Annotated in this window: 16 protein-coding genes and 1 pseudogene; 12 read left to right on the top strand and 5 right to left on the bottom strand. The window is 67.0% G+C overall.

The genetic code is table 11. The features are described from left to right. The 3 genes from Q7T84_RS02915 to Q7T84_RS02925 all read left to right on the top strand — a co-directional run. Positions 1-227 (top strand): magnesium transporter (locus tag Q7T84_RS02915; RefSeq protein WP_304806193.1); only part of this gene is annotated, 227 nt, incomplete at its 5' end. Positions 228-296: 69 nt separating this feature from the next. Beyond that, positions 297-1,622, top strand: coding sequence for a glycoside hydrolase family protein (locus Q7T84_RS02920; RefSeq protein ID WP_304806195.1), 1,326 nt, complete (start codon positions 297-299; stop codon positions 1,620-1,622). A gap of 50 nt (positions 1,623-1,672) precedes the next feature. Continuing rightward, positions 1,673-2,083: a DUF3574 domain-containing protein gene (locus Q7T84_RS02925; RefSeq protein WP_304806196.1), complete on the top strand. Its 411-nt coding sequence runs from the start codon at positions 1,673-1,675 to the stop codon at positions 2,081-2,083. Here the strand turns inward: Q7T84_RS02925 and Q7T84_RS02930 are convergent. Together Q7T84_RS02930 and Q7T84_RS02935 are read right to left on the bottom strand one after the other, a co-directional pair. Continuing rightward, complete coding sequence (locus Q7T84_RS02930) at positions 2,080-2,886, bottom strand: helix-turn-helix domain-containing protein (RefSeq protein ID WP_304806198.1); 807 nt, start codon at positions 2,884-2,886, stop codon at positions 2,080-2,082. The two genes, Q7T84_RS02925 and Q7T84_RS02930, sit on opposite strands and share 4 nt — an antisense overlap. Positions 2,887-3,201: 315 nt before the next feature. Further along, the gene (locus Q7T84_RS02935; protein ID WP_304806199.1) at positions 3,202-4,983 is read right to left on the bottom strand and encodes a patatin-like phospholipase family protein; all 1,782 of its coding nucleotides are present in this window, start codon (positions 4,981-4,983) and stop codon (positions 3,202-3,204) included. Positions 4,984-5,079: 96 nt separating this feature from the next. Here Q7T84_RS02935 and Q7T84_RS02940 point away from each other — a divergent pair, with 96 nt between their 5' ends. Continuing rightward, positions 5,080-5,916, top strand: coding sequence for an enoyl-CoA hydratase-related protein (locus Q7T84_RS02940; protein WP_304806201.1), 837 nt, complete (start codon positions 5,080-5,082; stop codon positions 5,914-5,916). A gap of 6 nt (positions 5,917-5,922) precedes the next feature. Continuing rightward, entirely contained in the window at positions 5,923-6,324 is a 402-nt protein-coding gene (locus Q7T84_RS02945; RefSeq protein WP_304806203.1) for a DUF1489 family protein, read from the top strand. Between the two features lie 4 nt (positions 6,325-6,328). Here the strand turns inward: Q7T84_RS02945 and panC are convergent, their stop codons facing one another. Continuing rightward, positions 6,329-7,180 (bottom strand): pantoate--beta-alanine ligase, encoded by an 852-nt coding sequence (gene panC, locus Q7T84_RS02950; RefSeq protein ID WP_304806205.1) that lies wholly within the window; start codon positions 7,178-7,180, stop codon positions 6,329-6,331. A gap of 166 nt (positions 7,181-7,346) precedes the next feature. Between panC and Q7T84_RS02955 the strand changes: the two genes are divergently transcribed. Next, positions 7,347-8,171 (top strand): division plane positioning ATPase MipZ, encoded by an 825-nt coding sequence (locus Q7T84_RS02955; RefSeq protein ID WP_304806206.1) that lies wholly within the window; start codon positions 7,347-7,349, stop codon positions 8,169-8,171. A 13-nt stretch (positions 8,172-8,184) separates the two neighbouring features. Next, a complete protein-coding gene (locus tag Q7T84_RS02960; RefSeq protein ID WP_304806208.1) occupies positions 8,185-8,610 on the top strand; it encodes a DnaJ domain-containing protein in 426 nt (141 codons plus the stop codon). A 2-nt stretch (positions 8,611-8,612) separates the two neighbouring features. On the opposite strand, the gene Q7T84_RS02965 is transcribed toward Q7T84_RS02960, so the two are convergent. After that, the gene (locus Q7T84_RS02965) at positions 8,613-9,905 is read right to left on the bottom strand and encodes a D-alanyl-D-alanine carboxypeptidase (protein ID WP_304806210.1); all 1,293 of its coding nucleotides are present in this window, start codon (positions 9,903-9,905) and stop codon (positions 8,613-8,615) included. A 281-nt stretch (positions 9,906-10,186) separates the two neighbouring features. Here Q7T84_RS02965 and Q7T84_RS02970 point away from each other — a divergent pair, with 281 nt between their 5' ends. The 5 genes from Q7T84_RS02970 to Q7T84_RS02990 all read left to right on the top strand — a co-directional run bounded on the left by Q7T84_RS02970 (position 10,187) and on the right by Q7T84_RS02990 (position 13,598). Then, on the top strand, positions 10,187-10,618 hold the full coding sequence (locus Q7T84_RS02970; RefSeq protein ID WP_304806212.1) for a phasin family protein: 432 nt from the start codon (positions 10,187-10,189) through the stop codon (positions 10,616-10,618). 112 nt (positions 10,619-10,730) lie between these two features. Beyond that, entirely contained in the window at positions 10,731-11,192 is a 462-nt protein-coding gene (locus Q7T84_RS02975) for a RidA family protein (protein WP_304806213.1), read from the top strand. After that, on the top strand, positions 11,189-11,935 hold the full coding sequence (locus Q7T84_RS02980; protein ID WP_304806215.1) for a glycerophosphodiester phosphodiesterase family protein: 747 nt from the start codon (positions 11,189-11,191) through the stop codon (positions 11,933-11,935). Before Q7T84_RS02975 ends, Q7T84_RS02980 begins: the two co-directional genes overlap by 4 nt. Beyond that, positions 11,932-13,095, top strand: coding sequence for a GNAT family N-acetyltransferase (locus Q7T84_RS02985; RefSeq protein WP_370653609.1), 1,164 nt, complete (start codon positions 11,932-11,934; stop codon positions 13,093-13,095). Before Q7T84_RS02980 ends, Q7T84_RS02985 begins: the two co-directional genes overlap by 4 nt. 65 nt (positions 13,096-13,160) lie before the next feature. Then, on the top strand, positions 13,161-13,598 hold the full coding sequence (locus tag Q7T84_RS02990) for an HIT family protein (RefSeq protein ID WP_304806218.1): 438 nt from the start codon (positions 13,161-13,163) through the stop codon (positions 13,596-13,598). 101 nt (positions 13,599-13,699) lie between these two features. On the opposite strand, the pseudogene Q7T84_RS02995 reads toward Q7T84_RS02990, so the two are convergent. Further along, positions 13,700-14,213: pseudogene (locus Q7T84_RS02995) on the bottom strand (AAA family ATPase); the annotation flags it as partial.

Consider the following 14,213-nt stretch of genomic DNA (forward strand, 5'->3'; position numbering starts at 1 on the left):
GTCTGGTCGTCTTCTTCCTGTTCAAGGACCTGCTGCTGAGCATCACCTTCGGCCTGGCCTTGATGATCAATCTCTTCGTGGCGTCCCTGGCAGGGGTGCTGGCCCCGTTGACGTTAGAGAAGATGGGGCGCGATCCAGCGGTTTCATCCTCGGTGTTTGTGACCTTCGCCACCGATTTCACCGGCTTCTTCGCCTTCCTCGGCCTGGCCGCCCTGATCCTGCTCTAAGCGGCCCCTATCTTGCGGGCAGACGCCTGGGCGGGTGCGCCCGTGTGTCAGGATGGGTCAAATTCGACCATGAAACCGCGTTATCAGGTGTCCCGGTCAGCCATCGAGCTGATCAAACGCTTCGAAGGCTATCGCCAGCGGTCGGCGCGGCTGGCCGATGGTCGCTGGACGATCGGCTATGGCCACACCCTGACCGCGCGCGAAGGCGCCGAAGTCTCGGAACAGGACGCCGAGGCGCTGCTGATCTACGACCTGATCGCGGTCGCCCATTCGGTCAATGAGTGGGTCTACACTCCGTTGACCCAGAACCAGTTCGACGCCCTGACGGCGTTCGCCTTCAATATCGGCCTCGACAGTTTCCGCGGGTCCTCGGTCCTGCGCCGCCTGAACGAGGGCGCTCTGATCCAGGCCGCCTGCGCGATGGAGCTGTGGCGCAAGGCTGAGTTCGAGGGCGAGAAGATCGTGGTCGACGCCCTGGTTCGCCGCCGCTCGGCGGAAAAGACACTGTTCCTGACACCCAGCAAGGGCTGGGTGCCGGCCCCGTCGCCGCTGCTGCGCCCCAATCTGGACATGGACGCCACCGGCGTCGTGCCGCGCCAGACGCCGACCGCGCTCAACGCATCGCTCACCGGACCGATAGCCTCTGTCGAGCGTGACGAGGAGGGCCAGGAGCGGCCCCCCGTGGAGAGCGATGACGGCGAGACGCCAAGCCCCGCCACCACCGCCGCAGCCGGCGTCGCCTCGCGCCTGTCGACCATCTTCACCGCCGATGAGGCCGCCAACGTCCGCTCGGTGGCCGAGCCTGGCCCGGCCATGCCGCGTCTGATCATCGAGGAAACGGCGGCCTCGGTCTTGGCTCCGTTCCCTCAAGCCCTGGGCGGCGAGGCCGAACTCGCCTTCAATCTGACCCCGCCGGAGGATGATCACGCGCCGCGCGCCAGCTATCCGCCCAAACTGGAATTGGTGGCCGCCAACGAGTCGGAGCCAAGCCTGTTCGACGGGCTGGAGGCCCTGACCGGCGAGCGCCGCCAGCTTGTGCTTCCCGAGGCCGAGATCGAGTACGAGCCGGGGACAGCCACCCTGCAGCCATTCGAGGACGAGGTTGACGGCCCGCCGATGTTCGACGCCACGCGCGGGCCGCGCAAAGCCAAGCCCAGCTTCCTGCCGGCCGTTGGTCTGGCCGCGGCTGGCGCCGCGTTGTTCGGCGGTTGCCTGTTCTGGGCGATCAACGTGCCTAGGCCGATGGACGAGGGCGTGCTGGCGCCCGGAACGGTCGTCTGGTTGGCCGGGATCGCCGGGGTCGGCCTGATCGGGATCGCGGTCTATATGATCCTGGACCGCCTCGGGCGCGAAGGCGCCGAGCACGTCGAGGTGACATTGGAGCGCGACGAATAGCCACGCGCTCCGGTTTCTCCAGCCGGGCGACGCATGCTAACCACGTTTCCATGAAGCGTGTCGTCCTCATCGCGGCGGCCACGGGCGTCCTTACGCTCGGCGGCTGCGCCACCCTGGACGCCCCGGCCTGCCCGGTGGGCCAGGAACCCATGCGCACCGCCCAGCTCTTCTTTGGCCGGAACATCGGCGACAAGCCGGGCGTCTCGGACGCCGCCTTCCGTAAGTTCGTCGATGAGGAACTGACCCCGCGGTTTCCGGCCGGCCTGACGGTCCTGGATGGCGGCGGCCAGTGGAAGGGCGCCGAGGACAAGTTGATCCGCGAGGCCTCCAAGGTCGTGGTCCTGGTCCTGCCGAACGGCGAGGGCTCCCGCAAACTGAATGAGGCGCGCAAGGCCTACACCCAGCGCTTTCATCAGGATTCGGTGCTGCTGATCACCCAAGCCGCCTGCGTCGACTTCTAGGCAGGCAGGGCCGCCGCGGCGTCGCGAAGCGCCTGGGCGGTCTGCGCATCGGCCGGGAAGAAGGTTTCCAGCGTCAGCTCCGAAAGGGTGACGTCTACGGGCGTGCCGAAGACGGTCGTCGTGCTGAAAAAGGACAGCATGCCGCCCGGCGTGTTGAGCTGGAACGGGATGGCGACACCGCCATATTCGTCGAGAGCCCGGCGCGGCGGCTGCCCGCCCGGAATCGGATAGGCCTTCAACTCGGTTAGCAGCTCGCCCAGAACCGGATCGGCGGTCAGCTCCACCTCGCGACGTAAACGGTCCAGCAGGTGCGCCCGCCATTCGTGCAGATTGACGACGCGGGGGGCGAGCCCCTTCGGATGCAGGGTAAGCCGCAGCACGTTCAGCGGCGGTTTCAGCAGTTCGGGGTCCGCCCCGGCCATCATCGGCGCGATCATGCGGTTGGCGCTGATCAGGTTCCAGCCGCGATCCACCACCAGGGCCGGGTGCGGCTCATGGCCGGCCAGGATGATGTCGACCGCCTTGCGCGCCGCCGCCAGGGCCGGATCGTCGAGCGATCTCTGCGGGAAGACCGGCGCGAAACCGGCGGCGACCAGGATCGTGTTGCGCTCGCGCAAGGGGATCTCGAGCTGATCGGCCAGGCGCAGGACCATGTCCCGGCTGGGCTGGGCCCGTCCGGTTTCCACGAAACTGAGGTGCCGGGTGGAGATCTCGGCGTCGAGCGCCAGGTCGAGCTGGCTCAGGCGTCGCCGCTGGCGCCATTGACGAAGGTGGTCGCCCACCGCGGTTGCTGTTGCGCTCATCCCCTGAGCCTAGCGAGGTCGGCGGCCGGGCTCCATGACCTCTGAGGTAATAGGATCACGCGAAACCACCCAGCAGATACGCAAAGGGCCGGTCCCCGCGGGGGGACCGGCCCTTCCATTGTCGGACCGCGTCAGCGGCCCGCAACTCGGCGCTTACTTGGAGACCTCGTAAGCGGCAACCCGAGCTACGGTTTCCACTTGCGGATGAAGACAATGAGACACTGGGTCACCTCCTTTCAGCTGTTGAACAGGACCTCCAATATGGGGGCGGATTGCGGAGTCGCAAACCCTGTTCTTCAATTTTCGAGCTGTTGCTCAGGAGATCGTGACCGCAGGGCTTTTGGCGCTCGCATGCCGGCTGGCGTGGCGGCGAAGGCTGGTGACTGGCCTGTCCAGCTTGTCGAGCGCGGCGATCGTGGCGTGATAGCCGGCCTCCACCGCCGGCTCATAGGCCGACCAGTCGCGGATTTCGACGCCGGTCAGATCGGGGGTGACCAGCACGTCGGTCGCCTCCCGGGCGGCCGCCAGGTCTCGGCCGGAGGAGACCGTCGCGGCCCGCATCAGCAGCGATACGATGGGCGGCCCCTTGCGCCATTGCCCCGAACGGATCCAGCGCCAGACGGACTCGGGCCGCGCCACGTCGTCGGCGGTGATCGAGCGGCCGCGGGTGACATCGACGCCCACGATCGGGCCGGGGTGGGACCGCCGCATGAGGTCGGCGGGGAAGTTCTTCATCACCGCTCCATCGACCAGGACGTTGTTGTCATCGGTGGTGACGGGCGGAAGTACGCCGGGCAGCGAGATGCTGGCTCGCAAGGCTTTGCGCAGCCTGCCGCTCTTGTGGATCTGATAGTCGCCGGTGGTGAGGTTCGATGAGACGCAGAAGAACGGGAGCCAAAGGTCGGCGATTTCGACGTTGCCGAAGTGCCGGGCCAGCCGCTCCCTGACCTTCTCGCCGCGAGTCATGGCCAACAGCGGCAGGGCGATGTCGTCGAGCGGGCTGGTGGAAACGAAGGCGTCACGGATGCGGGTGTCCATCTCGTCTCTTCGCCAGCCCAGGGCCACGCCGGCGGCGATGATGGCGCCCATCGAGACGCCGCAGACGAAGTCGATAGGCACGTCTCGTTCGCGCAGCGCCTGGATGGCGCCGATATGGGCATAGGCCCGCGCGCCCCCGCCCGACAGCACCAGGCCGACGGACTGGCCGGTCAGGAATCGCGCGACCCGCTGGATGTCTTCGGTGTTCTCGCGGCGAACATGGAAGAGGCGGGCTGGCTTCAGGGCGTCGATCCAGGCCTGGGAGCCCTGCGGCATCGCGCGGGCCTTCGGCTGGACCAGGATGAGATCGATCAGGTTCTGGGCCTGCAGCGGCTCGGTGCTGTGCGCGAAGCCCCCGACCGGCGGCGCGGTGTCGCCGCGCGCGATGCGGAACAGCCGGTCGACCTGGCGACCCACGATCTGACGCCAGCCCAAATCTTGCGCTTCGGCCGCGTAGAGAACGAAATCGTAGTTGCGCTCGACCTCCGAGAACCACTCGGTCGGCGCCTGTTGGGCTTCGACGCCAATCACTGTCACCGAGTAGCCGAGCTTGCCGATTTCGCTCCCGATCTTGTCGACAAGCGAGCGCACCGCCGTCGGCTCGCCCGCCGCGACGAACCCGAACACCGAAGGCTCCCCGGTCGAGGCCTTGGTCGCCGCCTGCCGGCTGCGCAGGATCATCAGCCGGGCCAGCTCGGTCATCACCGCTGGATCGGCCTCGCAAGCTTCGAAGAAGGCGGCGCGGGGCAGGGCGAAGATTTCGGAATCTCGCAGGGCGACGACGGTCCCGCTGTGCGGCAGGCCGGTGATGAGCGACATCTCGCCGGCCGGCTCACCGGGCCGGATGACACCCAGAAACTGCGGCTCGCCCCCTTCTTCCTTGCGGAAGGCCCCAAGGCGTCCAGCGCGCAGGAAGTAGAGATGGTCGGCCGGTTCGCCGACCTCGAAAAGGGTGGCTCCGCCGGGCAGCGCGAACCACGAGGCGTCGCCCTGGTTGCGCTCTTCGTAAAAGAGCCGCGCCAGCGCGGAGTCGCTGGGAATGTCCGGCAGGCTGATCACGCCGACAACCTAGCTTGCGTCGCCACACGGGGCTATGGCTTGGCTTGATCCAAACGCCCGGATCCGGCGTTGTAGCGTCGTACAGGAGTACGCAGCATGACCAATCCTATCGCCGACCCCCTGGTGGAGGTGCCTGACACCGACGCCGCCTCCAACCTGGTGCACATCGATGCGACGCCCGAAGGCGTGGCCACGGTGACCCTGAACCGACCGCTGCGGCGCAACGCCTTCAACGCCGAACTGATCGCGGCCCTGCACGAGGCGTTCGAGACCCTGCAAGGCGCCGAGGGCGTGCGCGTGGTGTTCCTGCGCGGGGCGGGCGGAACATTCAGCGCCGGCGCCGATCTGGAATGGATGCGCGACGCCATTGACCGGACTGAGTCCGATAATCGCGACGACGCCCACCAGATGGCCAGGATGCTGAAGAGCCTGTGGGACATCCCGGCGCTGACTGTCGCCCTGGTCGAGGGCGGCGCGTTTGGCGGCGGCGCCGGCCTGGCCGCGGCCTGCGACATGGCGGTGGCCACGACGGATGCCAAGTTCGCCTTCTCCGAAGTGCGGCTAGGCATCATCGCCGCCACCATCAGCCCCTATGTCGTGGCCGCGATCGGCCCGCGTGAGGCGCGCGGCCTGTTCGCCACGGGTCGGGTGTTTGACGCTGACTACGCGCAGAAGGTCGGACTGGTCACCGAGGTGGTCGCTGACGTGGCGGCGCTGGAAGCCGCGCGCGAGCGCATCGCCACCGAGATGATGGCTTGCGCGCCGGGCGCCGTGGCCGAGTCCAAGCGGCTGGTCGAAGACGTGGCCTATCAGTCCATCGACGACGTGATGGACGAAACCGCCAAGCGGATCGCTCGCATTCGAATCGGTGACGAGGGGCAGGAGGGCGTTCGCGCCTTCCTTGAAAAGCGCAAACCCAGCTGGGCGCTCTGACGCTCCATGACGCTGCATATGATCAAGCTGGTGGTGGGCTGTGACACCATCGAGCAGTTGCTTGAGTGGCATGCCGGCGAGTCTCGCCCATGGGTCATGCACACCCGCCAGACGCCCAAGCGCACCGCCGAATTGACGGCGGGCGGCTCGCTCTATCGGGTGTTCAAGGGCGTGATCCTCTGCCGCCAGCCGATCCTGGCTATCGACACGGTGGGCGAGGGGGCGGCCGCGCGCTGCGAGGTGACCGTCGATCCGAATTTCGTGCGGGTCGCGCCGACGCCGCGCCGGGCCTTCCAAGGCTGGCGCTATCTCGAGGCCAAGGACGCGCCGCCGGATCTATCCGGCGGCGTGGATGGCGACATCCCTCCGGAGCTGGCGCGCCAGCTCCGGGAAGCCGGGGCCTGGTAGCCGCCTAGACCGGCATGTTGTCGATCAGGCGGGTCTTGCCGATGATCGCGGCGGCCAGGACACGGGCGGGCACGCCCAAGGGGCCGGTTCCCGGGTGCGAGAGGTCATCGGCGTTGCGGACCTCGAAATAGTCGGTGCGCTGGAAGCCGGCGCGCTCCAGGGCCGCCAGGCCCGTGGCCTCGACGCGCTCGACGCTTTCACCGGCCCTCAGGCGGCGCACGGCGTCGGCCAACGCCACGTTCATACGGCCGGCGACCTCGCGCTCGGCTTCGCTCAGATAGGCGTTGCGCGAGGAGCGGGCGAGGCCGTCTTCCAGCCGCGCGGTCGGGGCGCCGACAATCTGCGTCGGGATGTTCAGGTCGGCGACCACGCGCTTGATCACCTGGAGCTGCTGGTAGTCCTTCTCGCCGAAGACAGCGACGTCGGGGCCGCACTGGATCAGCAGCTTGGACACGACGGTGGCGACACCGGCGAAGTGTCCCGGGCGGGCGGCGCCGTCCAGCGGCTCGGAGACGCCGGTCACGGTGACGGTGGTGGCGAAGCCCGGCGCATACATCTCAGTCACGCTCGGCGCGAACAGCAGGTCGCAACCGGCTCCGGCCAGCAATCCGGCGTCGCGGGCCTCATCGCGCGGGTAGGCGTCGAAGTCCTCATTGGGCCCGAACTGGGTCGGGTTGACGAACACGCTGGCGACGACCCGGTCGGCCTTGGTCTTGGCCAGGGTGATCAGCGACAAGTGCCCGTCATGCAAGGCCCCCATGGTGGGAACCAGGGCGACGCGCTCGCCGGCCTGTTTCCAGGCGGCCACCTGGGCGCGGAGATCAGCAACAGTGCGGACGATGGCGATCTGGGGCATGATAAGCTCGCTGTTGAGGGCGAGGGGCTTATGGCGCGGGCCGGGGCTGTCGTCCATTCCATCCACAGGTCGCAGTTGCGTTCACGTTGACGGAGCGTAGCTGTAAGGTTTCCTTAACGACTAGAATCGGTGCGAAGCCGCCGATTAATCGTGGAGTTTGAATTCGATGTCGCAAGCCAAGGTGATCGTCGTCGGGAACGAGAAGGGCGGGGCGGGCAAGTCCACCATCGCCATTCACGTCGTGGCCGCGCTGATGCATGGCGGCGCCAAGGTGGCGGTGCTGGACCTTGATCTGCGCCAGCAGTCGATGGGGCACTTCTTCGCCCACCGGCGCGCGTGGCTCGACGCCAACGGCGCCGTGGCCCCCATGCCGTTGGAGTACCCGCTGAGCGCCGACCTGGCCAAGGTCCCGGACGCCGAGGCGATGGCCCATTTCGAGGACGCGTTCGGCAAGGCTTCCGAAGCTGCTGACTTCGTCCTGATCGACACCCCTGGCGGCGACACCGCCATCAGCCGCGCCGCGCACGGCCTGGCCGACCTGATCGTCACGCCGATGAACGACAGCTTTGTCGACTTCGACATGCTGGGCTTGGTCGATCCGGTGACGCTCGATCTGAAGCGCCCCAGCCTCTATTCCGAAACCGTCTGGAACAGCCGCAAGGCGCGGGCCGTGGCGTCGGGTCAATCCATCGACTGGGTGGTGCTGCGCAACCGCCTGGCCCCGACCGAGGCCCGCAACCGCAAGCGCCTGGACGAACGGGTCCAGGCCCTGTCGCGCCGGGTCGGCTTCCGCGTCGGTCCGGGTCTGCGCGACCGGGTGATTTATCGCGAGCTCTTCCCGTTCGGCCTCACCATTGCCGACCTGTCGCCCTCCATCCGGCCGGTGGCCATGTCCCTGCAGCACGTGGCCGCGCGCCAGGAACTGCGGGCGCTGGTGGGGGCGTTGGGTCTGTCGGGTCCGGCGGGCGAAGAACTCCTGGCGGCCCAGTAGCCATCGGGTCCCCATGCTCTATCTCGCGATCGGCTGCGCCATCCTGGTGCTGTTCCTATGGGCGAGCCGAGGCAAGCCGATCTTGAAACGTCGTGAGTGGCGGTTCCTGGCCGGAGCCTTCGCGGTGGTCTGCTTCGCCGCCGCCGCCTATGTCGGCATGCGCGGGGGCTGGGGTAAGTCGATCGTCCTGGTGGTGCTGGGGCTGTGGCTGGCCGTTTCGACCCGCAGGACGGGGATGGCGCCGCCGCCGGCCGCCAGCGGCCAGGTCGGCGAGGCCGAGGCTCGTTCGATCCTGGGGGTGAGCGCCCAGGCCAGCGACGAGGAGATTCGGGCCGCCTATTCGCGGCTCATGCGCATGGCTCATCCCGACAAGGGCGGAACCAGCGGCCTGGCCGCGCAGCTGAACGCGGCCAGGGATCGTCTCTTGAAGAAAAAGTAGGCCTAGGCCGGCTTCACGACCATGCAGGCCAAGCGCTTGGCTTTCAGGGCTTGGCAGGCGTCCTTGGCGGCGGCTTCGTTATAGCCGGTGAAGCGAACGCGGTAGGAACCGCCGACCTTGTCGCCGATGGAGCCGCGGGCCGGCTCGAAGTGCTTGCCGAACCGCTTGGTGACCAGGGCCAATTGCTCCTTGGCGTCCGACTTGGTCTTGAAGGCACCGACCTGAACGGCCCACTTGCCGACCGACTTTTTCGAACCACGCAACGCCGAGGATTCCTCGACCAGCTTGGTGCGCGAGGCGGCGGGGGTAGGCCTGGCCGAGGCCAGGACAATCTTCAGGCCGTCCTGGTCGTTATCGCCTTGCTCGATCGAGGGGCGGATGACGGGGCCGCGGGGCTCGGGCTCAAACAGGTTCTGGGCGACGGTGATCTTCTCGCCGCGATCGCGACGGTTCATCACGTCAAAGCCGGTGAGGATCAGGTCCTCGGCGTTATTGTTGCGAATGGCGGTGGACGGGGCGCCGAGCACCACGGTGATCAGGCGGCGGTTGTCGCGCACGGCCGAGACCGCGATGTTGAAGCCCGAGGCGTTGGTGTAGCCGGTCTTCAGGCCGTCAACGCCGGGCATGCGGCCGAGCAGGCCGTTGTGGTTGCGCATCGTCACGCCGCGGAACGTGAACTGGGTCTGGCTGAACAGCTTATAGTACTGCGGGTAGTCCCGCATCACCGCGCGCGACAGGATGGCGATGTCGCGGGCCGTGGAGATCTGGCGGCTGTCGGGCAGGCCCGAGGCGTTGACGAACCGGGTGTTGCGCATGCCCAGCTCCTGGGCGCGCAGGGTCATCATGGCGGCGAAGCGGGCTTCCGAGCCGCCGAGCTTTTCGGCCATCGCCACGGCGATGTCGTTGGCCGACTTGATGGCCAGGGCCTGCATCGCCTGCTCGACCGTGAGGGTCTCGCCGGGGCGAAGACCGAGCTTGGTCGGAGACTGGGCGGCGGCGCGCGGCGAGATCTCGATCCGATCATCCAGCTTCAGCCGGCCCGACTGCAGGGCTTCGAAGGCCAAGTACAGCGTCATGACTTTTGTGATCGACGCGGGATACCGAGGGCTGTCTGCGCGTTTGGCATACAGAACCTCCCCGGTCTTCGCGTCGACGACAACCGCGGCGTACTTCGGCTGGCTATCGGGCAGCTGGAGATATGGGATCTGGGCCTGAGCGGTCGAAGCCACCGGCGCGACAGCAGTCGCGGCGGCGAGGGCGATGGACGCAAACAGGCGGCGGGCGCGCTCGAACATACGGTTCGTCCGTCGTTACAAGGGTTGGGCGACGCAACCGCCGCCTTAGAAGAATCCTAACATGACAGCCTGAGCCTTGCGTGATGGTAAACAGGACTTGAACGAGCCGTTTTGTCGCGGCGATATCGATCAACACTCGCGTGATGAGCGATTGTGCACTGCAACAAAGTCATTGACTGCTGCACCGCAACATGAGAAAACCCTGTTCGAAATTTGAGGCTATCCCGTCCCCCGTTTGCGTTGCGGCGACAGCCGCCCAACCTCGATCCAGGAGCCCGTCCATGGCCGCTGAAACCGTCAAGAACACCGTCGAACAGTTCACCACCGCCGGCAACGTCGCGTTCAAGGACGCCGTCGAGAAGTCGCTGGCCTCGCTGAACGAAGTCAACGCCCACTCCAAGAAGAACCTCGAAGCGGTGATCGCTTCGGTGACCGCTTCGACCAAGGGCGCTGAAGCCATTGGCGCGCAGGCGATGGCCTATTCCAAGAAGGCCGTCGAAAACCAGGTCGCCGCCGCCAAGTCGCTCTCGGGCGCCAAGTCGATCCAGGAAGTGGTCGAACTGCAAACCAACTACGCCAAGTCGGCCTTCGAGGCGTACATCGCCGAGTTCTCCAAGATGTCGGAGATCATGTCGGCCTCGGTGAAGGAATCGGTGAAGCCGCTGAACGAGCGCGTCACCGCCGCGGTCGAACGCCTTCAAGCCGCCCGTTAAAAACGACTAGTAACCTCGCGTATCTGAGGCTTCTCCCCCGGAAGGGCCCGCGTCATTCATGGCGCGGGCCTTTTCTCTTTTCCGGCTCCGGTCCGGGCGTTAGACCTTCGGTATGTCCCAAGTCGAAGAACGTCTCGCCGCGCTCGGAATCACGCTGCCGCAGCCCAATCCTCCGGTCGCCAACTATGTGCCCTTCGTCCGGGCGGGGACCCTGGTCCACATATCCGGGCAGGTTTCGCTCGACGCCAGTGGCGGCGTCCGCGGGATTGTCGGCGAGGATGTCGACCTGGAGACCGCCAAGGGTGCGGCGCGGATCTGCGGAATCAACCTGCTGGCTCAGATGCGCGCGGCCTGCGACGGCGATCTGGATCGCATCGTCCGCGTGGTGAAACTGGGCGGCTTCGTCCAAGCCGGGCCTGAGTTCTTCGACATTCCCCAGGTCGTGAACGGCGCGTCGGACCTTATGGTCGCGGCGTTCGGCGACGCTGGAAAGCACGCCCGTTCGGCGGTCGGCGTCTATCGTCTGCCCCTGAATTTCGCCGTCGAGGTCGACGCGGTGGTGGAAGTTCGGTGAAGAACACCTTCGGCGAAAGTTGGGATCTGCTGTTTCACCCGCCGGTGGCGCACCGGGGGCTGTGGACGCCCGATGGCGCGCCGGAGAATTCGCTGGGCGCTTTCCAGGCCGCCTGCCAGGCCGGTTACGGCGTCGAACTCGACGTCCAGCTGTCGGCTGACGGCGAGGCGGTGGTCTTCCACGACAATCATCTGAAGCGAATGACCGGCGCCGAGGGTAAGATTCGCGACTACAGCGCCGCCGATCTGGCGCAGATGCGGCTTGCCGGCACCGATGAGTACGTGCCGACCCTGCTGGAGACCTTGGCGGTCATCGGCCGCCGGGCCATGGTCCATGTTGAGCTGAAGACTCCCTATGGCGAGGTCGGCCCGCTGGAGCAGCGGGTCCACGAGGTGCTGATGGATCATGTCGGCCCGACCTGCGTGATCGGCTTCAATCCCTATTCCCACGCCTGGTTCGCCGACCGCTTCCCAGGCGTGCTGCGCGGCTTGGACAGCTACGACTACAAGCGCGCGCCCCATCTGGCCGACGTCCAGCGCGAGGCCTTCGCGCGCCTGGAACATGTGGACATCGCTCGGCCGCACTTCCTGGCGATGCATATCGAGATGCTGCCGGACGAGCGGGTCGCCAAGTATCGCGCCGAGGGCATGCCGGTGGTCGGGTGGACAGTCCGTGATCCCGCCCAATGGGACGCCGTGAAGGATCACTGCGACAACCTCATTTTCGAGGGTTTCGCGGCGTGAGCCTCAAGCCGGCGGTGCAGGTCAGCCGCCGTATCGCCGAGATAGGGCGCGAGGCGTGGGACGGCTGCGCCGGCAACCCCGCCTATCTGGGCAACCCGTTCGTCTCCTTCGACTTCCTGGATATCGTTGAAGAATCGGGCTGCGCGGTCGAGCGCACCGGCTGGGGGCCTCAGCACCTGTCGGTCCAGGACGCGGCGGGGCAGGTTGCGGCGGTGATGCCGGTCTATCTGAAGTCCCACAGTCAGGGCGAATACGTCTTCGACCACGCCTGGGCCGACGCCTATGAGCGGGCCGGCGGCCGCTACTATCCCAAACTGATCTCCGCCGCGCCGTTCACCCCGGCCACCGGCCCCCGCCTGCTGGTGCGGCCTGGCGTCGACCGGCAGGAGGCCTGGTCCATCCTGCTCGGCGGCGGGCTGGCGCTGTGCGAGCGCTACGAGGCCTCATCCTTCCACGTAAACTTCCCGACGCAGGATGAGTGGTCGTGGATGGGCGGGCAGGGGCTCTCGCTGCGCCAGGGTCGGCAGTACCACTGGGAAAATCGCGGCTACGGAACCTTCGACGACTTTCTCGCCGCCCTGTCCTCGGGCCGGCGCAAGACCATCCGCCGCGAGCGCCGCGACGCCCAGGCGCAGGTGGAGATCGTCCCCCTGACCGGCGCGCAGATCACCGAGGACCACTGGGACGCCTTCTTCGGCTTCTACATGGACACCGGCTCGCGCAAGTGGGGTCGCCCTTATCTGAACCGGCTGTTCTTCTCGCTGCTGGGCGAGCGGATGGCGGACCAGGTGTTGCTGGTAATGGCCCGCCGCGATGGTCGCTGGATCGCCGGCGCTTTGAACCTGATAGGCGACGACTGCCTCTATGGCCGCAACTGGGGCTGCGTGGACGAGGTGCCGTTTCTGCACTTCGAGCTTTGCTACTACCAGGCCATCGACTTCGCGATCTCGCGCGGCCTGGCGCGGGTGGAGGCCGGCGCCCAGGGCGAGCACAAGATCGCTCGCGGCTATCTGCCCAGCCCGGTCTACTCGACCCACTTCATCGCCGACCCGCGCCTGCGCGCGCCGGTCGAGGACTTCCTGCAAAGGGAACGCGAGGCGGTCGAGGGCGAGATGGAGTGGCTGGCCGACGAGTACTCGCCATTTCGGCAGGACGACTAGCGGCCCCGGTTCCGTCGCCCCGGCCGATGGGCTACCACCATCCCACGAGTTTTGAGGAGCGCGCGATGAGCCTGGACGGGACCTACGACAACGGCAACATCTTCGCCAAGATTCTGCGGGGCGAGATGCCCTGCGCCAAGGTGTTCGAGGACGGCGAGGTCTTCGCCTTCATGGACGTGTTCCCGCAGAGCCGCGGCCACACTCTGGTGATCCCCAAGCACTCCACGGCGCGCAACCTGCTGGAGGAAGACCCGGCGGTTCTGGCGCCTCTGATCCTGGGCGTGCAGCGCGTCACCCGGGCGGTGCGTTCGGCGCTCAATCCGGACGGCATCGTGGTCACCCAGTTCAACGGCGCCGTCTCCGGCCAGACCATCTACCACCTGCATTTCCACATCATCCCGCGCTGGGATGGTGTCGCCATGGGCCGGCACGCCTCGGGCGGCATGGCCGATCCGGCGGAACTGAAGGTGCTGGCCGACCAGATCGCCGCCAAGATCGCCTGAAAGCCCCTCTCCCCGGCGGGGAGAGGGGAATTGGTCAGCTCGAACGAAAAAACCCCGGGGCTCGCACCCCGGGGTTTCTATTTTCGTGGCTGTCGCCGAGCCTAGTTGGCCAGTTCGGCGGCCGCGGTGTCCTCGGCCGGATCCTCGATGATCGGGGCGCCGGGTTCGCGGTCGTCGCCCTCGATCTCGAAGGCCAGCTTGCTGTCCTTGAGCACCACCTTGACGTGGCCGCCCTTGACCAGCTTGCCGAACAGGATCTCGTCGGCCAGCGGCTTCTTGATGTGCTCCTGGATGACCCGGGCCAGAGGCCGGGCGCCGTAGAGCTCGTCGAAGCCGTTCTTGGCCAGCCAGTCGGTCGCTTCTTCGGTGGTCTCGATCGTGACGTGACGATCGGCGAGCTGGGCTTCCAGCTGCATGACGAACTTCTGAACGACCTGCCGGATGATCTCCTGGCTGAGCGACTTGAAGGGCACCACGGCGTCGAGGCGGTTGCGGAATTCCGGGGTGAACAGGCGCTTCAGGGCCTCGTCCACCTCGTCGTCCTGCTTGCCGCGGCCAAAGCCGATGGCGTTGCGTTGGGCGTCGGAGGCGCCGGCGTTGGTGGTCATGATCAGG

The sequence above is a fragment of the Phenylobacterium sp. genome, from assembly GCF_030654915.1.
GTDB lineage: Bacteria > Pseudomonadota > Alphaproteobacteria > Caulobacterales > Caulobacteraceae > Phenylobacterium.